The following is a 19,783-nucleotide window of genomic DNA, read 5'->3' as shown; positions in this document are numbered from 1 at the left end:
TCCGTCCCCCCTCTCGACCAGAGCGGGACCCGCGAGTCTCACCCGCCCACCCACACCGGGCTCTCCGAGGAGCCGGGGGTGCTGGAGCGGGCGACCGCGCTGGACTCCGCGCAGCGGGCCGGTCAGGCCTCCGCCGCCGCGGCCGTCGCCGCCGAGGCCGACGACCACCCCGACGGCCCGGAGGGCGGGGACGGCGCGCCGCCCGACCTCACCGCCGCCGCCTTCTTCGACTGCGACAACACGATGATGGTCGGCGCGTCGATCTTCCACTTCGCCCGCGGCCTGGCCGCGCGCAAGTTCTTCACCACCTCCGACATGGCCGGCTTCGCCTGGCAGCAGATCAAGTTCCGGGTCGGCGGCCGGGAGGACAAGGGCGGCATCGCGGGACACCGCGACACCGCGCTGTCGTTCGTCGCGGGCCGTCCGGTCGACGAGGTCGTCGCGCTCGGCGAGGAGATCTACGACGAGCTGATGTCGGACCGGATCTGGGCGGGCACCCGGGCGCTGGCCCAGATGCACCTCGACGCGGGCCAGCGCGTCTGGCTGGTCACCGCGACGCCGATCGAGCTGGCGCGAATCATCGCCCGCCGGCTGGGGCTGACCGGAGCGCTGGGGACCGTCGCGGAGTCCGTCGACGGGCTCTACACCGGACGGCTGGTCGGCGAGATCCTGCACGGCCCGGCGAAGGCGCACGCGGTGCGCGCGCTGGCCGCGTCGGAGGGTCTGGATCTGCGCCGCTGCACCGCCTACTCGGACTCGGTGAACGACGTCCCGATGCTCTCGGCGGTCGGCACCGCGGTCGCGGTGAACCCGGACTCCGAGCTGCGTGACGTCGCGAAGGCCCGCAACTGGCAGATCCGCGACTTCCGGACCGGGCGCAAGGCCGCCCGGATCGGGGTGCCCTCGGTGCTCGGCGCGGGCGCCGTCGCCGGGGCGGTGGCGGCCGGGATGGCCTACCGCAAGCGCTGACCCGCCCGGCCGCTCAGGGCGGCGGGGCCCCGCGGTAGCGCTCGGCGTAGCGGCGGGCGGCCTCGGCCGGCCCGTCGGCGGTGGCCTCCCGTCGCGTCGCGCGGGCGGTGCCCGCGGGGTAGCCGGCCTTCGTCACCCGGTGTTCGACGGACTCCTCCATCACGAACAGCGCGTACTGCAGCGACACCGCAGCCGTCCGCCGGCGGCGTACCAGAGCCACCGCAGCGGGTCCGGCCGCCGGATCATCCCAGGAACACGTTGCGCCGCTGGGACAGCAGCCGGTACAGCGTGTGCTGAATGGTCTCCCGGACCTGGTCGGTCAGGTTGAACACGAGCATCGGGTCGTCGGCGTCGGCCGGGGTGTGGTCGTCGGTGCGGATCGGCTCGCCGAACTCGATGTACCACTTCGACGGCAGCGGGATCAGCCCCGCCGGGCCGAGCAGCGGGAAGGTCGGCGTGACCGGGAAGTACGGCGCGCCGAACAGCCGGGCCAGCGGTGCGAGGTCGCCGATCTTGGGGTAGATCTCCTCGGCGCCGACGATCGAGCACGGGATGATCGGGACCCCGGTGCGGAGCGCGGCGGAGACGAACCCGCCGCGGCCGAACCGCTGCAGCTTGTAGCGGTCCCGGAACGGCTTGCCGATGCCCTTGAACCCCTCGGGGAACACCCCGACGAGCTCGCCGGAGGTCATGAGCCGCTCGGCGTCGGGGTTGCAGGCCAGCGTCGCGCCGGCCTTGCGGGCCAGCGAGCCGGAGACCGGCATGGTGAACATGAGGTCGGCGCCGAGCAGCCGCAGGTGCCGGTGCGACGGGTGGTCGTCGTGCACCGCGACGGTCGTCATCACCGCGTCGAGCGGCAGCGTCCCGGAGTGGTTGGCGACGATCAGCGCGCCACCGGTCTCGGGGATGTGGTGGGTGCCGATGGTCTCGACGCGGAACCAGCGCTTGTAGAGCGGGCGCAGGGCGGGCAGCACCATCGCGTCGGTGAGCTCGCGGTCGAATCCGAACTCGTCGATCGGGTAGTCGCCCGCGAGCCGGCGGCGCAGGAACTCCAGGACCTGCTCCAGCGCGGCCTCCCAGGCCGGGCCCTCGTCGTCCTCGGGCTCGGGTGCGGAGGCGACCGGAACGGGCCGCGGCGGCTCCTCCGCCCGCGCGGGCCGGGCAGGCCCCCGGTTGCCCCGGATCGGGATCACCCGCGCCTCGGCCATGCCGTCGCCCTTCGTCGTACCACCGCGGCCGCCCGGCCGTCCCTGCTCGCGCGCCCGCATGCCGCCGTCCCGCCCCGTCACCGCAGCGACCGGGCCAGACCGAGCACGCCCCGTTCGAGCGAGGCGATCCGCTCCGGGCCGAGCACCGGCGCCAGCGCCTTGCCGCGCACGAAGTCGTCGAACGCCTGGGTGGTCGTCCACCGCGGCTCGAAGCCGAAGTCGTCGATCAGCCGGGTGAGGTCCACGACCCGGCCGAAGTTGAGGAAGCGCATCTGCTCGGGGGAGAAGTCGACGACGCGCGCGCCGCGCAGCACCCGGCTGACCGGGCCGACCGCGCCGCTCGGCACCGGGACGGCGATCTTGCCCGCGCGCCGGATGGCCTGGGACAGCATCAGCACCCCGTGCGCGGCGACGTTGAACACGCCCGGCAGCTCGTGGGTGGCGGCACGCTCGAGCACGGCGAGGCCGTCCTCCTCGTGCAGCAGCTGGATCCGGGCGTCGTAGCCCAGCACGGTGGGGATGACCGGCAGCGCGAAGTAGCGCGACAGCACGGTGTCCATCCGCGGGCCGATGAAATTGGCGAACCGCAGGACCGTGGTGGTGACGTCCGGGCGGCGACGGCTGAACCCGCGCAGGTAGCCCTCGATCTCCGCGGCGTCCTTGGCGTACCCGCCCGAGGGCAGGTCCTTGGCCCCGATGGCCTCGTCGAACACGGCGGGGTCGCGGGAGCTGGAGCCGTAGACCGCGGTCGTCGACTTGAGCACGACCCGGCGCACGCTGGTCGCCTTCTGGCACGCGGCGAGGAGCTGCATCGTGCCGATGACGTTCATCTCCTTCATCGTCGCGCGGCCGCCCGCCGAGGCGGGGCTGGCCGAGAGCGACGCGTGCACGACGGTGTCGACGTTCGCCGAGGAGATGACCTTCGCGATGAGCGGGTTGCGGATGTCGGCGCGCACGAACTCGGCGCGCCCCATCCGCTTCAGCAGATCCCGGGGCGGGGGGACGGTGTCCACGCCCAGCACCCGGTCGATGGCCGGGTCGGCCGCCAGCCGGGCCGCGAGGTGCCCGCCGAGGAAGCCGCTGACCCCGGTGACCAGCACGGCGTTCGGGGTCGGCCGGTCCATGGGAGCTCCGTTCACCGGGTGCTGACGCGAGATCGTGCCGATCGTAGTCCCGCCCCGTCACACCGGGCAGGTACGCGGGCACGTGAGGTGTGCGACGCGTCCGTCCGGGGGGACGGACCGCCACAACGACACCGGCCGCGCACCCGCGGGGAGCGGGTGCGCGGCCGGTGCGCGAGTCACTTGCCGAGCTTGCGGCGCTGCACCCGGGTCTTGCGCAGCAGCTTGCGGTGCTTCTTCTTCGACATCCGCTTGCGGCGCTTCTTGATGACCGAGCCCATGTGGGTGCTCCTCCTGTGTCGACGCAGATCGTCAGCGACCGCTCCACCGGGTGACCTCGGAGTGGGCCGCCCGCACGATCCGTGCACGTGGACACGAGGCGCGGGCCGGGCGACGCCCGCCGGAGCGGAGCGACGACGCGATGCGACCGGTGGGGGTCGGCAGCCGGTTCACCAGTCTACCCGGGCGTACCGGCCTTCACCCCACCGGGGATCAGCCCGCGTCGAAGTAGGCGTTGCGCAGGTAGTCCTCGACCGCGCGCTGCGGCACGCGGAACGAACGACCGACCCGCGCGGCGGGCAGCTCGCCGGAGTGCACGAGCCGGTACACGGTCATCTTCGAGACGCGCATCATCGACGCGACCTCGGCCACCGTCAGGAACTGGACCTGGGACGGCCGTAGGGGCTCGGGACGTTCCGCCGCCATGGGGCACCGCCTTCCTCCCCCGAGACGGGTTCCCCGGTTCGCCCGGTGGTGGGGGATGCAGATGCAGTCTACCGGGGCGGATGTGACGATCGGTCCGCCAGAGGGGGCCCGATCGTGCTACAGCACGGCGCGTCCGTGTGACTTTGCGTCATACGATGAGCTGAACGAGGGACCGGCGGCCCGGGTCAGCCGCGACCGAGCGCCACCGAGCGGTCGTGCGCCGCGGTGACCGCGTCGGCCAGGGCCGCACGCAGCCCGTGCCGCTCCAGCTCGCGCAGGGCGGCCGCCGTCGTCCCGGCCGGCGAGGTGACGTTCTCCCGCAGCACCGCGGGGTGCTCGCCGGTCTCGCGCAGCATCCGCGCGGCACCGAGCGCGGTCTGCACGGTCAGCTCGGTCGCGTCGGGGCGGGTCAGGCCCAGCCCGACGCCCGCCTCGATCATCGCCTCGGCGACGAGGAAGAAGTACGCGGGCCCGGAGCCGGACAGCGCGGTCGCGGCGTCCTGCTTCGCCTCGTCCAGGCGCAGCACCGCGCCGACGGTGGACAGCAGCGCCTCGGTCTCGTCGAGGTGCGCGGGGGTCGCGTACGCACCCGGGGAGATCGCGCACATCGCCGCGCCGAGCAGCATCGGGGTGTTCGGCATGACCCGCACGACCGGCGTGCCGTCGGGCAGGGCGCCCTCGAACAGCGAGGTCGGCAGACCCGCGCACAGCGACACGACGAGCGCGCCCGGCTCCAGCGCCCCGGCGACCTCGCCGAGCAGCGTGACGACGTCCTGCGGCTTGACGGCGACGACGACCGTCCCGGCCCCGCGCACCGCCTCGTCGACCGGGGCCGCGGTGACCCCCAGCGACGCGGTCAGCTCCTGCGCCCGCGCCGGGTACCGCTCGGCGACCACCAGGTCACCGGCGTCCCGCCCGGCCGCCAGCAGCCCGCCGAGCAGCGCCTCGCCGATCCGTCCCCCGCCCAGTACCGCGATCCTCGTCATGGGGGCAGCGTAGGAACCCCTCAGCGGGCCAGCGGGGCCAGGGCGAGCTGGCGGGCCTGGCAGACGGTGCGGCCGCGCGCGTCGACGACGGTGACGTCCTCGTCGAACTGCGCGCTCGACACCCCGCCGCCGGCGGGCGGGCTCGACACCGCGCGGGACCGGGACCCGACCCGCAGCCAGCCCGGGGCGGGGCGGGCCCGCATCAGCGCGGTGAGCTGCACCGTCGGCGCCCAGCCGAACGTCCCGCCGAGGTTGAACACGGTCGGGGGCAGGATGTCGCCGGCCATCAGCGCGAACAACACATCCGGCTCCTCGCCGCGCGGGCGGACCCAGCCGGTCATCTCCGGCGGACCGGTCTCGCCGCGCAGGAACGGCAGCGCGCCGCACGGGTAGCGCAGCTCGCAGGCGGCGGCCAGGCCGCGCGCGCCGCCCTCGGCCGACGCCGGATCGAGCGCGTCCGGATCCGGTTCGACAGCGAGCGCGGAGCCGTCGTCCAGGCGTGGGACCTCGGTCGGCAGCACGCCGGCGGTGACGGTGGAGTGCAGCATGAGCCTGCCCTCCTGGTGCAGCCGCACGGCGACCGTGGACACCGTCCGCCCGACCTTGAGCGGGTCGGTCGTGATCTCGACCGGGCCCAGGTCGGGCGCGCGCAGGAAGTCCACGGCGACGGCCAGCGGGTCGGGCGCGGGGGCGTCGTCGGCCGCGAGGCGGGCCAGCCCGGACTTGGCCATGAGCACCATCAGCAGGCCGCCGAAGGCCTTGTCCCCGATCGCCCAGGTCTCGTCGAGCCGGGCGCGGAACCGGCCGTCCCCGAGGTGCTCGATCACGTGCGAGTCGGCGAAGGGCCGGACCGTCGTACTGCTCATGCGGGCATGTTACCCACGGGTAGGGGCGGCGGCGGACATCGTCGGTGTGAGGTGCAGCCGGGCGAAGAGCAGCGACTCGGCGAGCAGTGCCGTGCGCTCCTGCCGGGTCCGGCAGCGCCGGGTCGACACCTCCAGGACGACGGTGCCGCCGTCCGCGGCGAACCGGGAGTCCGCCAGGCGCTGGCACACCTCGGCGCACGGTTGCGCCCCGCGGCCGGGGACCAGGTGCTCGTCGCGCGGGGCACCGGAGCCGTCGGTGAGGTGCAGGTGGGTGAGCCGGTCCCCCATCCGCCCGGCGAGGTCGAGGGCGTCGACGCCGGCCGCGGCGGTGTGCGACAGGTCGAGGGTGTATGCGCCGAACCCGACCTCGGTCGGGTCGTGGCCGAGCGCGTAGGGCACGGTGCTGATCGCGCCGCGGGTCACCGGGAACATGTTCTCCACCGGCAGCGTGACGTCGTGGACCTCGTGGGCGCGGACGACCTCGTCGGCGAAGACGCCGGCGTAGCGGCGCTGCCAGCGGAACGGCGGGTGCACCACCACGGTGCGCGCGCCGAGCCGGGCCGCGACCTCGACGGTGCGCCGCAGCCGGTGCACCGGGTCGGCCCCCCAGACGCGCTGGGTGACGGCCAGGCAGGGGGCGTGCACGGCGAGGATCGGCACCCCGTGGCGGTGCGCGAGGCGCTCGACCGCGCGCGGGTCCTGGCTGACCGGGTCGGTCCAGATCATGAGCTCGACGCCGTCGTAGCCCAGCTCACCGGCGATCTCGAACCCGGCGGCGACGCCCTCCGGGTAGACCGAGGCCGTGGACAGCGCGACGGGTGCCGCCCCGGGCAGGTCGGCGGTGGACGGGCGCGACGGTGTCACGAATCGTGGAGTCGTCACACCGTCGCTCATCATTACCGGTCCAACAACACCAGGATCGCCGGGGACACGGTCAGCAGCAGCCCGACGAGCACCGCGAACAACGTGGTCCTCAGGTCGTCGTTGCGCAGCAGGGCCCGCACGCCGAGCACGAGCCCGACGGTCAGCACGACCGCGAGCGACAGCGCCACGATCGGCAGCGAGGTCCACAGGTAGCGGAACAGCACCCAGATCGCCGCACCGGCGACGGCGCCGCCGATCCACTGGGCGATGACGACCGCCCAGGCCTGGCCGGTTCCGGCCGCACCGGCCGGGGTGTCGCCGTCGAGGCCCGCGGGCGGCTGCGCGCCGCTGTCGGTGACGGCACCGCGGCGTCCGGAGCGGCGACGCGGAGGCTCGTCCTCCTCGACGGCGCCGGCGGCGAGCTCGCCGTGGTCCTCGTAGTCGTCGTAGTCGTCGTCCTGCGGGCGCTCGGGGGCGAGCACGCCGGTGCGGCCGCCGTCGGCGGAGCCGGGTCCGTCGTCGTACCCGGCGGGGCCGTGGCGGTCGTCGTAGCGGGGGTCGGCGTCGTAGCCCCGGCTCTCGTAGCCCCGGTCGTCACGGCCCAGGTCGTCGTCACCCTGCCGGTCGTCGTAGTCGTCGGTGTACGGGTCGCAGGCGCCGGTCGGCGGGCCCGCGTCGGCCGGATGCGGACGAGGGCCGTCGTGCTCGTCGTCCAGCGGCGGGGCGCCGAACTGGGTGGGCGGGCCGCCGTCGTCGTCGGCCGTGGGGGCCGGGCGGCGGGCGCCGAGCCGGCTGGTGGGGATCTCGTCGGGGCCGTCGTCGGCCGCGCCGGGCGGGGGGCCGTACGGGCCGCCCGGGCGCGGGGCGTCGCGGGGACCCCAGGCCTGGGCGGCGGGGCCGTCGTCGTGGCCGTAGGGGCGGCCGTTCGGCGGGCCCTGCGGCTCGGGCGGGAGCGGACGGGCCTGCGGGGCCGGGCCGGGACCCGCGGACCAATGACCGGGGGGCGGGCCCTGCGGCCTGCGGGGCGGGGCACCGTTCGGGGCGCCTCCGAAGGCCGTGGCCCCGTGGGGCGCAGCACCGTTCGGGCTGCCGCCGTTCGGGCTGCCGCCGTTCGGAGCGCCGCCGTGGGGGGCACCACCGTTCGGGGCGTTGCCGTTCGGTACGAACGGCTCCGGTGCGCGCCCGGCCTGCCCCTCGGAGGGGTCGGGGCGGCGCGCGGGCGGGAACGAGGGGTGCTCGATGGGCGGCGGGCCGTCGCCGCCGCGCGGGGCGAACCCGCCCGCGCCCTCGGGCGGGCGGACACGGTCGGCGGCCGCGGGGCGTCGCGGCGGGGCCGCCACGTCCGTCCGCGCGGGTGCCGCGGGCGACGGGGCGCCGGGCCCTTCGTCGTCCTCCGCGGCGCGACGACGGCGGCGTCGTCCGGGCTGCTGGCCGCCGTTGGCGGCCAGGAGCTCCGCGACCGTCCGCTGGCGAGGCTCTCCGCTGTCCACACTCATCACGACCACCGTGCCCTGTGTGTTGTCAAGGGTCCAAGCCCGCCCGGGGATGTCTGCGCCGAGCGGTCGTCCCCGTTCGTCCCATCGAGCATGTCGAAGCGCCGGAGGATCACTCCCTCGCGCAACGCCCACGGACAGATCTCGAGTTCGGTCACGCCGAGGGCGTCCATCGCGGCCTGCGCGACGACCGCCCCGGCGACGAGCTGGTGCGCCCGGCTGGCGCTCACACCGTCGAGCTGGGCGAGGTCGGGACCCGACATCCGGGTGATGAACGCCGACAGCTGGCGCAGGCCCTGCGCGGTCAGCGTGCGGCGGGCGCCCGGCCCGGCGCTGGACGGCGCGGCACCGGCGAGCCGGGCCAGCGTCCGGAAGGTCTTGGAGGTGCCGACGGCCCGGTCCGGGCGCCCCGCAGCACGCAGCCGTCCGGCGACGGGGGCGATCTCGTCGCGGACGCGCTCGGTCAGCGCGGCGACCTCCGCCCGCGACGGCGGGTCGGAGGTGAACGCGTCGCGGGTCAGCCGGCCCGCACCCAGCGGCACCGACGCGGCGACGTCGGGGGTCTCGTCGCGCCCGACGGCCAGCTCCAGCGAGCCGCCGCCGATGTCGAGCACGAGCAGGCGCCCGGCCGACCAGCCGCACCAGCGGCGGACGGCGAGGAAGGTCCAGCGGGCCTCGTCCTCGCCGGGCAGGACCTCCAGCGCCACCCCGGTCTCGCGCTGCACCCGGGCGAGGACCTCGGCGGAGTTCGTCGCGTCGCGCAGCGCGGACGTGGCGAACGCCAGGAGGTCGTCGCAGCCGGCGGCCCGGGCGGTGTCCCGGGCCCGGTGCACGCTCTCCAGCAGCGCCTTCACGCCGTCGCGGCCCAGCGCTCCCCTGCGGTCGAGGTGCTCGGCCAGGCGCAGCTGGTCCTTCTCCGACGACATGGGCTTCGGGTGAGCACCGCGGTGGGCGTCCACCACCAGGAGGTGAACGGTGTTGGACCCCACGTCGAGAACGGCCAGGCGCACCCGATCAGGTTACCGAGCCGTTATCGACGGTCGGGCAACCCCTGGCTCACACGTCGAACTTGTAGCCGAGCCCGCGCACCGTGACCAGGTGCTTGGGCGTCGAGGGGTCGCCCTCGACCTTGGACCGCAGCCGCTTGACGTGCACGTCGAGGGTCTTGGTGTCGCCGACGTAGTCCGCGCCCCACACCCGGTCGATCAGCTGGGCGCGGGTGAGCACCCGCCCGACGTTGCGCAGCAGGTACTCCAGCAGGTCGAACTCCTTGAGCGGGAGCGCGACCTCGTCGCCGTTGACCGACACGACGTGCCGCTCGACGTCCATCCGCACCGGCCCGGCCTCCAGCACACCGGTGCCGCCCTCGGTCTCGCCGCCGGTCTCGCCCCCGCGGCGCAGCACCGCGCGGACTCGGGCGATGAGCTCGCGCGCCGAGTAGGGCTTGGTGACGTAGTCGTCGGCGCCGAGTTCCAGCCCGACGACCTTGTCGATCTCGCTGTCGCGGGCGGTCACCATGATCACCGGCACGGCGGAGCGGGAACGCAGCGCCTTGCAGACGTCGGTACCGCTCATGCCGGGCAGCATCAGGTCCAGCAGCACGATGTCGGCGCCGTTGCGGTCGAACTCGCTCAGCGCGTCGTTGCCGTTGGCCGCGACGGCGGTGGTGAACCCCTCCTTGCGCAGCATGAACGCGAGCGGGTCGGCGAAGGACTCCTCGTCCTCGACGATCAGCACCCTGGTCATCTCATCCTCCGGTTCCGGCGGTCTGGGGGGAGCTGCCTGCGGCAGCCTCACCGTGGGGGGCGCCGCCGATGCCCATCCGGGCGGGCAGGCGCATGGTGAAGGTCGATCCGGTGCCGGGACGGCTCCACAGCCGCACCTCGCCACCGTGGTTGGCGCAGACGTGCTTGACGATCGCCAGGCCGAGACCGGTGCCGCCGGTGGCCCGCGAGCGGGCCGGGTCGACCCGGAAGAAGCGCTCGAAGACCCGCTGCTGGTGCTCGGGGGCGATGCCGATGCCGCGGTCGGTCACCGCGATCTCGATCGAGCCGTCGACCGAGCGGCGGCTCACCGACACCGACGAGTCCGCCGCGGAGTAGGCGATCGCGTTCTCCAGCAGGTTCGTCAGCGCGGTGACGAGCAGCGTGCGGTCGCCGTCGACGACCAGCCCCGAGGTCTCGTCGGCGGTGATCTCGACGGCGTGCGACTCGGCGGAGGTGCGGCTGCGGGCCAGCGCCTCGGAGACGACCTCGTCGACGTCGACGGCGGCCAGCGCGGGGAGCCGTTCGGCGCCGGTCAGCCGGGACAGCGCGATCAGCTCCGAGACCAGGTTCCCCATCCGGGTGGCCTCGCGCAGCAGCTTGTCGCCGAACCGGCGGACCTCGCAGACGGCGTCGGGGTCGGGCTCGCCGCCGTCGGCGGGCTCCAGGCCGTCGAGGCTGTCGAGCAGGGCCTCGGCCAGCAGCGCGACCGCGCCGACCGGGGTCTTGAGTTCGTGCGAGACGTTGGCGACGAAGTCGCGCCGGGTCGCCTCCAGCCGGGCCACCTCGGAGGTGTCGACGGCCTCGACCAGCGCGAAGCCGTCGCCGAGGGAGCGGACCCTGGCCTGCACCGCGACCGGGCCGCGGGGCGTGCGGTCCAGCGGCGAGAGATCGACGGTGTAGTCGCCGGAGGCGAGCAGCCGGTCCCTGCCCTGCACGCGCCGGCAGGCGGCGAGCGCGCGCGGGTCGAGCCGCTCACCGGCGACGGCGCCGAGCGCGGCGGCCCGCGGGTTGTGCAGGAGCACCTCGCCGCCGGCCCCGACCACGGCGAGCCCGGAGCTCGACTGGCGGAACGTGCGGTGCAGCAGCTCGCCGAGGGTGGGTCCGTCGGCGGCCACGGGGTCCGCCGGGGGGCGGCCGGTGCCGGGGCTGGGTCGGCCGTGCGACGACCGTCGCGCCAGTGCGGCCCCGGCGGTGAGACCGAGGAGCAGGGCGAGGGCCGTGATCAGCCACGCGAGCGTGGTCACGGGTGCATGGTAGGCAGCCGGGGGTACCCCCTGACCAGCGCCGGACACCGGATGGTGACGCCCGCGACCCCTCCGCGCGACACTGTTCGGTCCCCGTTCACCGTGGGTTCAGCGAACCCCTCCCCCCCGCCCCGGGGTGCCCCCAGGGTCACTCTCGTAGCGCTCTAAGCCACGAAAGTGACCCTGGGGACATCCCCGGGGGTGCAGCGGGCGGGGGCGGTGGGGTCAGCGGCCCTGGTTCGCCACCCCGGCGATGGCCTCCTGCGCCGCGGCCGGGTCGAGGTAGCGCCCGCCCGGGTTCGTCGGCGTCAGGTCGTCGTCGAGGTCGTAGACCAGCGGGATGCCGGTGGGGATGTTCAGGCCGGCGATGTCGGCGTCGGAGATGCCGTCGAGGTACTTCACCAGCGCGCGCAGCGAGTTGCCGTGCGCGGCGAGCAGCACGACCTTCCCCTCGCGCAGGTCCGGCACCACGGCCTCGGTCCAGTAGGGTAGGAACCGGTCGACGACGTCGGCCAGGCACTCGGTCAGCGGGGCGTCGACGCCGGCGTAGCGCGGGTCGGCGTCCTGGGAGTACTCCGAGCCCTTCTCGATCGCGGGCGGCGGGGTGTCGTAGGAGCGGCGCCAGAGCATGAACTGCTCCTCGCCGTACTGCTCCAGGGTCTGCTTCTTGTCCTTGCCCTGCAGCGCGCCGTAGTGGCGCTCGTTGAGGCGCCAGTCGCGCTTGACCGGGATCCAGTGCCGGTCGGCGGCGTCGAGGGCGATATTCGCGGTGGAGATGGCCCGGCGCAGCAGCGAGGTGTGTACGACGTCGGGCGCGACGCCCGCCTCGGCCAGCAGCTCGCCGCCCCGGCGGGCCTCCGCCTCGCCCTGGGAGGAGAGCGGCACGTCCACCCAGCCGGTGAACAGGTTCTTCGCGTTCCAGTCGCTCTGACCGTGGCGCAGCAGTACGAGGGTCGGCATGGCCGACAGCCTGCCACCTACCCGCGGGAAAGGTCCCCGAGCGCGGTCCCGAACGTGTCCACCAGCACGTCCACCTCGTCGTGGGTGACCACCAGCGGCGGGGACAGCCGCACGGTCACGCCGTGTGTCTCCTTGGCCAGCACCCCCTGCCGGGCGAGTGCGACGCACACGTCGCGGCCGGTGCCGATCCGCGGGTCGACGTCGACGCCGGACCACAGCCCCACCCCGCGCACGGCGGTGAGCCCGGGCAGCGCACGCAGCCGCGCGTCCAGGTGCGCGCCGAGCTCACGGGCCCGCGCCTGGTACTCCCCCGTCGCCAGCAGCGCGCACACCGCGGACCCGACGGCGGCGGCGAGCGGGTTGCCGCCGAAGGTGGAGCCGTGCTCGCCGGGGCGCAGCACGCCGAGCACGTCGCGCCGCCCGACGACGGCGCTGACCGGCACGATCCCACCGCCGAGCGCCTTGCCGAGGGTGTAGAGGTCGGCGCGCACCCCCGACAGGTCGGCGCACAGCGTGGCCCCGGCCCGGCCCAGCCCGGACTGGATCTCGTCGCAGACCAGCAGCACGCCCCGCTGCTCGGTGAGCTCGCGGACCGCGCGCAGGTAGCCGGGCGGCGGCACGAGCACCCCGGCCTCGCCCTGGACCGGTTCGAGCAGCACCGCGACGGTGTCGTCGGTGAGGGCGGCGGCCAGCGCGTCGGCGTCGCCGTAGGGGACGCGGTCGAAGCCGGGGGTGAACGGGCCGAAGTCGTCGCGGGCGACCGGGTCGTCGGAGAACGAGACCACCGTCGTCGTGCGGCCGTGGAAGTTCCCCCCGGCGACGACGATCCGCGCCGCCCCCGGCCGCACGCCCTTCACCCGGTACCCCCAGGCGCGGGCGACCTTCACCGCGGACTCGACGGCCTCCGCGCCGGTGTTCATCGGCAGGACGGCCTCGGTGCCGGTCAGCGCGGCGAGATCGCGCTGGAACGCCGGCAGCCGGTCGTTGTGGAACGCCCGCGCGGTCAGGGTGAGCGTGTCGAGCTGGGCGTGCGCGGCCGCGGTGAGCGCGGGGTGGCGGTGCCCGAAGTTGAGCGCGGAGTAGCCCGCGAGAGCGTCGAGGTAGCGGACGCCGTCGACGTCGGTGACCCAGGCGCCGTCGCCGTGGGACAGCACCACCGGCAACGGCGCGTAGTTCCGTACACCGAACTCCTCGGCGAGGGCGATCTGCGGGTCGGTGCCCGGTACCACGGCGGTCACGACCGCAGCTCCAGCGTGGCGCACTTGATCCCGCCGCCGCCCCGGCGCAGCTCCGCGGTGTCGACGCCGACGGTGCCGAACCCGCGCTCGGCCAGGTCGGCGGCGAACTTCTCGGCCTGGGGCGCGTGGACGACGGTGCGCCCGTCGGAGAAGCAGTTCAGGCCCAGTACGGCCGCGTCGTCGTCGGAGACGACCACCGCGTCGGGGAAGCGGAACCGCAGCACCTCCTGGGAGGCGTCGTCGAACGCGCCGGGCAGGTAGGCGACCGCGCCCGGCCCGCCGGCCGGGTCGAGCACCGCGAACGCGGTGTCGAGGTGGTAGTAGCGCGGGTCGATCAGCTGCAGGGACACGACCTCGCGGCCGAACACCTCCGCGGCCTCGCCGTGCGCACGCGGGTCGGTCCGGAACCCGGTGCCGGCGTAGACGGTGTCGCCGACGAGCAGCAGGTCGCCCTCGCCCTCGTTGACGTGGCGGGCCTGGTGCACGGCGAACCCGGCGGCCCGGAACCACGCGCCGTACGCGGGCCCCTCGGCGGCGCGCTCGGTGTGCCGGAACCGGGCGGTGAGCGCGGTCCCGTCGATCACGGTGCCGCCGTTGGCGGCGTAGACCATGTCCGGGTACCCGGGCAGCGGGTCGACGAGCCGGACGTCGAACCCGAGGTCGCGGTAGACCGCGTGCAGGGTCTCCCACTGCGCCAGCGCGAGCCGGGTGTCGGTCGCCTGCTCCGGACGCATCCACGGGTTGATCCGGTAGCTCACCGTGAAGTGCTCGGGGCGGCACATCAGCACAGAGGTCATGGGCACAGCATGGCGCGCCTACCCCGTGCGTTTCCCGGCTTCAGGCGCACGATCTGCGCGTGCTGTACCGGCTCGGCGCTGGTTCCGCGCGCTCCGGTCTAGCATCCGGCGTCGTGGACGGGATCGACGCGATCGACCGCAGACTGCTGGACCTCCTCCGGGTCGACGGGCGGGCCGGCTGGGCCGAGCTGGGCGAGCGGGTGGGCCTGTCGGCGTCGGCGGTGCGGCGCCGGGTGGACCGGCTGACCGCCCGCGGCGTGGTGCGGGGCTTCACCGTGCAGGTGGACCCGGACGCCGAACGGGCCCCGGGCGTGGAGGCCTACGTCGAGCTGTTCTGCCGCGGCACGGTCGCCCCGGCCGAGCTGCAGCGGATGCTGTCGGCGGTGCCGGAGGTCGTCACGGCGGGGACGGTCACCGGGGAGGCCGACGCGCTGGTCCTGCTGCGCTCGCGCGACGTGCGGTCCCTGGAGGACGCTCTGGAGCGGCTGCGGCTCGCGGCCGACGTCGACCACACCCGCTCGGCCGTCGTCCTGACCTGGCTGGTGACTCGTTGAACTCTCACGGGTCATCGCGTACCGTAGTCGGTTGAAAGTTCAACCAAAGGAGCAGCCGTGCCCGTCCAGCGTCTCAACCACGCCGTCCTCTACGTCCGCGACGTCGCGCGCAGCGTCGGCTTCTACCGCGACACCCTCGGCTTCCGCCCGGTCGTCGAGCTCCCGGGCGGGCGCGGTGCGTTCCTGCAGGCCGAGGGCTCGACCAACGACCACGACCTCGCCCTGTTCGGGATCGGCGCGCAGGCCGGGGCCTCGCAGGCGGGCCGCGGCACCGTCGGGCTCTACCACCTGGCGTGGGAGGTCGACACCCTCGGCGAGCTCGCCCGGATCGGCGAGCGGCTGCAGGCGGCCGGGGCGCTGGTCGGCGCCTCGGACCACGGCACGACCAAGGCGCTCTACGCGAAGGACCCCGACGGTCTGGAGTTCGAGGTGTGCTGGCTGGTCCCGGCGGCCCTGATCGACGGCGACGACCACGACATGCGCATCGAGCCGCTCGACATCGCGGCCGAGATCGCCCGCTACGGCGCGGACACCCGCGGCGGGATCGGCGTCTCGGTCCCGGCCTGAGCCCGCCTCAGCCGGGCTCGTTGAGGTCCACCCGGTAACCCGAGCGGGACGAGAACCGGGCGGTGACCGAGAACCGGTCGCCGCGGACCAGGGTGTGTCGCCACTCCACGGGCCGCCCGGCGGACAGGCCGAGCCGCTCGATCGACAGGGCGGCGACGCCCTCGTCGATGCCGAGCAGCTCCCGCTCGCCGCGCCCGGGCAGCACGGCCCGGATGTTCTCCATGCCGCCGTCGACGCGGATCCCGCAGCGACGCCGGTACTCGGGGTAGATGCCGGTGTGGGTGAAGTCGACGTCGAGCAGCGGCGCCGCCAGCTCCTCGGGCAGCCACACCCGGTCGACGGCGAGCGGCTCGGCGTCGGCGAGACGCAGCCGCTCCAGGTGCACCAGCGGCGTGGACTCCTCCAGCCCCATCCGGGCCGCGACCACGCCGTCGGCGCGGACCTCGAAGGTCCGCACCACGCTGCGCTGGGTGCGCCCGGCGGACTCGACCGCCACGTAGAGCGAGTACGGCTCGTCGAGCGGCTGCTCGATCTCCGAGCGCACGGTCGGGCGGGCGACCCGCCCCCGCCCGGCGACGACGGCGCCGTCCTCCCGCAGCCGGCGCAGCGCCTCACGCACGGTGTGCCTGCTGACCCCGTAGTCGGCGGCCAGCGCGAACTCGCCGGGCAGGGCCTCGTCGAACTCGCCGTCGGACAGCCGGCGGCGCAGGTCCGCGAGCAGCTGCTGCCACAGCGGCATGGTCCCGTCGCGGACCAGTGCTCGCGCCGTCATCGCCCCACCCCCTCGCGCGTGATCACCGTAGGCGAGCGCCGTGGGTCACCGCACGACGGCCCGCGCGCGACGCCGGGTGAGCAGCACGCCGACACCCACGACGCCGGCCGCGATGAGCGCGGTCATGCCCAGCTCGAAGCGCGAGCCCTCGCGGGTGGCCATGTAGACGAGCACCACCGGGATCACGACGATCACCGACCAGGTGAGCACCGGGTAGCCCCACATCCGCACCGGCATCGCGACGCCGTCGCGCTCCAGCACCCGGCGCATCCGCAGCTGGGACACCGCGATGACCAGGTAGACCAGCAGCGCGATCGCGCCGGAGGTCGCGAGCAGCGCGGCGAAGACCTCCTCTGGGAAGGCGTAGTTCGCGATCACCGCGACGAATCCGACCAGCGTCGACCCGAGCACCGCGAACCGCGGCACACCCTGCCCGGTGGTCCGGTTGACCAGGTCCGGGGCCTGCCCGCGGCGACCGAGGGAGAACAGCATCCGCGACGCCGTGTACAGCGCCGAGTTCAGGCAGCTGGCGACGGCGACGAGCACCACGACGTCGACGATCAGCTTGGCCGACGGGACGCCCAGCGCCTCCAGGGCCGCCTGGTAGGAGCCGACCTCGGGCAGCCGCGGGTCGTTCCACGGGACGATCGCGACGACGAGCAGGATCGAGGCCAGGTAGAACACCGCGATCCGCCAGATCACCGAGCGGGTGGCCCGGCCGATCCCGCGGGCCGGGTCGCCGGATTCCGCAGCCGCGATCGTGACGATCTCGGTGCCCATGAAGCTGAACATCGTCACCAGCACCGCGGCGACCACCGCGCCCGGCCCGTTCGGCAGGAACCCGCCCTCGGACACCAGCCGGGACAGCCCCGACACCGACGAGTCGTCGCCGACGAAGCCGGGCAGCAGGCCCAGCACCGCGAGCACCCCGACGACGATGAACGCGATGATCGCGACCACCTTGAGGAGGGCGAACCAGAACTCGAACTCGCCGTAGTTGGCGACGGAGAACAGGTTGGTCACCGTCAGCAGCACGGTGACGGCCAGCGCCCAGCCCCACTGCGGCACCCCCGGCAGCCACGAGTTGAGGATGACCGCGGCCGCGGTGGCCTCCACCGGGATCACGAGGACCCAGAACCACCAGTACAGCCAGCCGACGGTGAACCCGGCCCACGGCCCGATCGCCCGGTCGGCGTAGGTGGAGAACGAGCCGGAGTCCGGCTGCGCGGCCGCCATCTCGCCGAGCATCCGCATCACCAGCACGACCAGCGTCCCGGCGAAGAGGTAGGCCAGCAGCACCGCGGGGCCCGCGGTGGCGATCGCGCTGCCGGAGCCGATGAACAGCCCGGCGCCGATCACCCCGGCGATGCTGATCATCGTGACGTGCCGGTCGCGCAGCCCCGCCTTCAGCTCGCCACCGGCCTCCGTCCGGTTCGCGGTCTCCGTCATGGCGCCTCCCCTGCTCGGTGCCACAGCGGGCGGTGGCCGGTGCGTTGCGCAATGGTCACCCGGGCGTCGTCCGTTGTCACAGCCCGGGCCGCGTCCGGGGGCTGCGCCTAGCCTGGGCGACATGGGATTCAGCGTGCAGCTGCGCGAGTCGACGGCCGCGACCTGGGACGCGGCGGTCGGACACCGGTTCGTCGACGAGCTGTGGTCCGGCAGCCTGGACCGCGGCGTGCTGCGGCACTACCTGGAGCAGGACCTGCAGTTCGTCGACTCGTTCCTCGCGCTGCTCGGCGCCGCCGTCGCGACGGCCGACCGGCCCGGCCCGCGGGTCCGGCTGGCCCGTCAGCTGGGGCTGGTCGCGGGCCCGGAGAACGACTACTTCGAGCGCTCGCTCGGTGAGCTGGACGGGCACACCGAGCCGGAGCGGACCGCGCCGACCGTCGGGTTCGTCGACCTGATGGACGAGGCACGCGACGCCGGGTACGCCGAGACGCTGGCCGTGCTGGTCGTCGCCGAGTGGCTGTACCTGGACTGGGCGACACGGCCGGGCGCCACCACCCCCGACGACCGGATCTCCCGCGAGTGGATCGAGCTGCACCGCGGCGTCGAGTTCGAGGAGTGGGTCGCGTTCCTGCGCGACGAGCTCGACCGCGCCGCCGACCGCCTCGACCCCACCCACCGGGAGCGGGTCGCGGCGCTGTTCGTGCGCGCGGTGGACCTGGAGCTGGCGTTCTTCGACGCCGCCTACCCCGGCTGAAGGCCGACGACGGCCTTCACGACCTGGGCCCGGGCGACCACGACGCCGTCGCAGACGGCCGTCACCGAGGTGAACGCGGACCGGCCGGTGCGCCGGTCGAGCGTTCCGCGAAACGCGACCTCCCGGCCCCGCCGGGCCTGCGCGGACAGCGTGACCGCGGTGGACACCGACACCGCGTGCTCGGCCTCGGTGAGGTGCGGCAGGGCCGCGAGCAGCGCGGCCACCTCCAGCCCGACGGCCAGCGCACCGGCGTGCGCGCCGCCCGCGCCGCCGTCGGCGAGCTCGTCGACGGTGAACGCGACCCCGGCGGCCGGGTCGGCGTCGTCGAGCAGCCGGGCGCCCAGCGCGGCCTGCAGCGGGACGGCGAGGACGAGCGCGGCCCGGCGGGCCAGCGCCGGGCCGGTCAGCAGCGGTGCGGTCACCGGGCCGAGTGTGCGCCCCGGGGGTGGCCGGGCGTCGACGTCCGGATGACGATCCGGGGCCGGTGGCTGCGAGGATCGCCGGCATGGGAGGCAACCGACGGGCGGTGGTGGTCGGCGCCGGGATCGCGGGCCTGAGCTGCGCGGTCCGGCTGCGGGAGCGGGGCTGGTCGGTACGGGTGCTGGCCGACGCGCCGGTGGAGGCGTCGACGTCGCACCTGGCCGCGGCGGTGTGGTTCCCGACCCGCGCCGGGCCGCGGGACAAGGTCCTCGACTGGGGCCGGCGCACCTTCACCGAGCTGGCCCGACAGGCCGCCGACGGCGTCCCCGGCGTCGTGATGCGGGAGTCGCTGACCCTCTACCGGACCGAGCCGGAGCCGCAGTGGTGGGCCGACGCCGTCGGCGAGGTCCGCCCGGCCCGGCCCGGCGAGCTGCCGCCCGGCTACGCCCACGGCCTGCGTTTCGCGGTGCCGCTGGTCGAGATGCCGGTGCACCTGCCCTGGCTGGCCGCCGAGGCCGGGCGCCGCGGGATCGTCCTGGAACGCCGCCGCGTCACCTCGCTCGACGAGGCCGGCCGGGACGCCGACCTCGTCGTGCACTGCTCCGGGATGGGCGCGCGCACCCTGGTCGGTGACACCACGGTGACCCCGGTGCGGGGACAGATCGTGCGCGTCACCAACCCCGGCCTGACGATGTCGGTCCGCGACGAGGCGCACCCCGGCGGACGCGCGTACGTGCACCCCCGCGCGCACGACTGCGTCCTCGGCGGCACCCTCGACGACGGCGTCTGGGACGCGACGCCGGACCCGGCCGCCGGCGAGGCGATTCTACGACGCTGCCGCGACATCGTCCCCGCCCTGCGTGACGCCGAGGTCCTGGAGCACCTCGCGGGCCTGCGCCCGGCCCGCCCGGAGGTGCGGCTGGAGGCCGAGCCCGCCACCGCGACCCTGCCGCGGGTGATCCACGACTACGGGCACGGCGGTTCCGGCATCACCCTGTCCTGGGGCTGTGCCGACGACGTCGCGGACCTCGCCGACGCCCCCTGACCCGG

Annotated in this window: 23 protein-coding genes; 5 read left to right on the top strand and 18 right to left on the bottom strand. The window is 74.9% G+C overall.

The genetic code is table 11. From position 1 onward, the window contains the following. The first annotated feature begins 78 nt into the window (after window positions 1-78). On the top strand, window positions 79-969 hold the full coding sequence (locus DMP15_RS05650; RefSeq protein ID WP_062398055.1) for an HAD family hydrolase: 891 nt from the start codon (window positions 79-81) through the stop codon (window positions 967-969). 13 nt (window positions 970-982) lie between these two features. Here the strand turns inward: DMP15_RS05650 and DMP15_RS05645 are convergent, their stop codons facing one another. From DMP15_RS05645 to ddaH, 15 genes are all read right to left on the bottom strand, one after another. Further along, window positions 983-1,189: a DUF5313 family protein gene (locus DMP15_RS05645; protein WP_308292863.1), complete on the bottom strand. Its 207-nt coding sequence runs from the start codon at window positions 1,187-1,189 to the stop codon at window positions 983-985. 22 nt (window positions 1,190-1,211) lie between these two features. Next, window positions 1,212-2,177: a lysophospholipid acyltransferase family protein gene (locus tag DMP15_RS05640; RefSeq protein ID WP_073576885.1), complete on the bottom strand. Its 966-nt coding sequence runs from the start codon at window positions 2,175-2,177 to the stop codon at window positions 1,212-1,214. A 77-nt stretch (window positions 2,178-2,254) separates the two neighbouring features. Continuing rightward, the gene (locus DMP15_RS05635; RefSeq protein ID WP_073576573.1) at window positions 2,255-3,301 is read right to left on the bottom strand and encodes an NAD-dependent epimerase/dehydratase family protein; all 1,047 of its coding nucleotides are present in this window, start codon (window positions 3,299-3,301) and stop codon (window positions 2,255-2,257) included. 176 nt (window positions 3,302-3,477) lie between these two features. Beyond that, the gene (locus tag DMP15_RS05630) at window positions 3,478-3,579 is read right to left on the bottom strand and encodes a 30S ribosomal protein bS22 (protein WP_010241351.1); all 102 of its coding nucleotides are present in this window, start codon (window positions 3,577-3,579) and stop codon (window positions 3,478-3,480) included. A 211-nt stretch (window positions 3,580-3,790) separates the two neighbouring features. Next, a complete protein-coding gene (locus DMP15_RS05625; RefSeq protein ID WP_062398062.1) occupies window positions 3,791-4,003 on the bottom strand; it encodes a helix-turn-helix domain-containing protein in 213 nt (70 codons plus the stop codon). A gap of 185 nt (window positions 4,004-4,188) precedes the next feature. Continuing rightward, the gene (proC, locus tag DMP15_RS05620) at window positions 4,189-4,989 is read right to left on the bottom strand and encodes a pyrroline-5-carboxylate reductase (protein WP_073576574.1); all 801 of its coding nucleotides are present in this window, start codon (window positions 4,987-4,989) and stop codon (window positions 4,189-4,191) included. A gap of 20 nt (window positions 4,990-5,009) precedes the next feature. Further along, the gene (locus DMP15_RS05615; RefSeq protein WP_073576575.1) at window positions 5,010-5,855 is read right to left on the bottom strand and encodes a thioesterase family protein; all 846 of its coding nucleotides are present in this window, start codon (window positions 5,853-5,855) and stop codon (window positions 5,010-5,012) included. Between the two features lie 9 nt (window positions 5,856-5,864). Continuing rightward, window positions 5,865-6,689, bottom strand: a complete 825-nt coding sequence (locus DMP15_RS05610; RefSeq protein ID WP_073576886.1) for a sugar phosphate isomerase/epimerase family protein — start codon at window positions 6,687-6,689, stop codon at window positions 5,865-5,867. Window positions 6,690-6,751: 62 nt separating this feature from the next. Continuing rightward, window positions 6,752-8,215, bottom strand: coding sequence for a hypothetical protein (locus DMP15_RS05605; protein ID WP_337825520.1), 1,464 nt, complete (start codon window positions 8,213-8,215; stop codon window positions 6,752-6,754). Continuing rightward, complete coding sequence (locus DMP15_RS05600; RefSeq protein ID WP_073576577.1) at window positions 8,215-9,222, bottom strand: Ppx/GppA phosphatase family protein; 1,008 nt, start codon at window positions 9,220-9,222, stop codon at window positions 8,215-8,217. The genes DMP15_RS05605 and DMP15_RS05600 overlap by 1 nt, the downstream gene beginning before the upstream one ends. Before the next feature lie 46 nt (window positions 9,223-9,268). Further along, window positions 9,269-9,958, bottom strand: coding sequence for a response regulator transcription factor (locus DMP15_RS05595; protein ID WP_062398072.1), 690 nt, complete (start codon window positions 9,956-9,958; stop codon window positions 9,269-9,271). Window position 9,959: 1 nt separating this feature from the next. Beyond that, on the bottom strand, window positions 9,960-11,222 hold the full coding sequence (locus DMP15_RS05590) for a sensor histidine kinase (RefSeq protein ID WP_083658796.1): 1,263 nt from the start codon (window positions 11,220-11,222) through the stop codon (window positions 9,960-9,962). A gap of 225 nt (window positions 11,223-11,447) precedes the next feature. Next, entirely contained in the window at window positions 11,448-12,182 is a 735-nt protein-coding gene (locus DMP15_RS05585) for a phosphoglyceromutase (protein ID WP_237453871.1), read from the bottom strand. Window positions 12,183-12,199: 17 nt separating this feature from the next. After that, complete coding sequence (gene rocD, locus DMP15_RS05580; protein WP_073576578.1) at window positions 12,200-13,420, bottom strand: ornithine--oxo-acid transaminase; 1,221 nt, start codon at window positions 13,418-13,420, stop codon at window positions 12,200-12,202. Beyond that, a complete protein-coding gene (gene ddaH, locus DMP15_RS05575) occupies window positions 13,417-14,217 on the bottom strand; it encodes a dimethylargininase (RefSeq protein ID WP_073576579.1) in 801 nt (266 codons plus the stop codon). The genes rocD and ddaH overlap by 4 nt, the downstream gene beginning before the upstream one ends. Window positions 14,218-14,339: 122 nt before the next feature. Between ddaH and DMP15_RS05570 the strand changes: the two genes are divergently transcribed. Next, window positions 14,340-14,771 carry an AsnC family transcriptional regulator gene (locus tag DMP15_RS05570; RefSeq protein WP_073576889.1) on the top strand — a complete coding sequence of 144 codons (432 nt, stop codon included), beginning with the start codon at window positions 14,340-14,342 and terminating at the stop codon, window positions 14,769-14,771. A gap of 57 nt (window positions 14,772-14,828) precedes the next feature. After that, on the top strand, window positions 14,829-15,338 hold the full coding sequence (locus tag DMP15_RS05565; RefSeq protein ID WP_073576580.1) for a VOC family protein: 510 nt from the start codon (window positions 14,829-14,831) through the stop codon (window positions 15,336-15,338). A 7-nt stretch (window positions 15,339-15,345) separates the two neighbouring features. Here the strand turns inward: DMP15_RS05565 and DMP15_RS05560 are convergent, their stop codons facing one another. Further along, window positions 15,346-16,110, bottom strand: coding sequence for a GntR family transcriptional regulator (locus DMP15_RS05560; protein WP_073576581.1), 765 nt, complete (start codon window positions 16,108-16,110; stop codon window positions 15,346-15,348). 45 nt (window positions 16,111-16,155) lie between these two features. Then, window positions 16,156-17,559, bottom strand: a complete 1,404-nt coding sequence (gene gabP / locus DMP15_RS05555; protein WP_073576582.1) for a GABA permease — start codon at window positions 17,557-17,559, stop codon at window positions 16,156-16,158. A gap of 121 nt (window positions 17,560-17,680) precedes the next feature. Between gabP and DMP15_RS05550 the strand changes: the two genes are divergently transcribed. After that, the gene (locus tag DMP15_RS05550; protein ID WP_073576583.1) at window positions 17,681-18,313 is read left to right on the top strand and encodes a TenA family protein; all 633 of its coding nucleotides are present in this window, start codon (window positions 17,681-17,683) and stop codon (window positions 18,311-18,313) included. On the opposite strand, the gene DMP15_RS05545 is transcribed toward DMP15_RS05550, so the two are convergent. Next, window positions 18,301-18,735 carry a hypothetical protein gene (locus DMP15_RS05545; protein ID WP_083658797.1) on the bottom strand — a complete coding sequence of 145 codons (435 nt, stop codon included), beginning with the start codon at window positions 18,733-18,735 and terminating at the stop codon, window positions 18,301-18,303. The two genes, DMP15_RS05550 and DMP15_RS05545, sit on opposite strands and share 13 nt — an antisense overlap. Window positions 18,736-18,818: 83 nt before the next feature. On the opposite strand from DMP15_RS05545, the gene DMP15_RS05540 reads away from it, so the two are divergent. Beyond that, on the top strand, window positions 18,819-19,778 hold the full coding sequence (locus DMP15_RS05540; protein ID WP_073576584.1) for an FAD-dependent oxidoreductase: 960 nt from the start codon (window positions 18,819-18,821) through the stop codon (window positions 19,776-19,778). Window positions 19,779-19,783 lie beyond the last annotated feature (5 nt).

Origin of the sequence: Pseudonocardia sp. UM4_GMWB1 (genome assembly GCF_017312155.1) — a bacterium.
GTDB lineage: Bacteria > Actinomycetota > Actinomycetes > Mycobacteriales > Pseudonocardiaceae > Pseudonocardia > Pseudonocardia alni.
The sequence above is the reverse complement of the archived record's forward strand: the minus strand, read 5'-3'. Positions and strand labels throughout refer to the sequence as shown.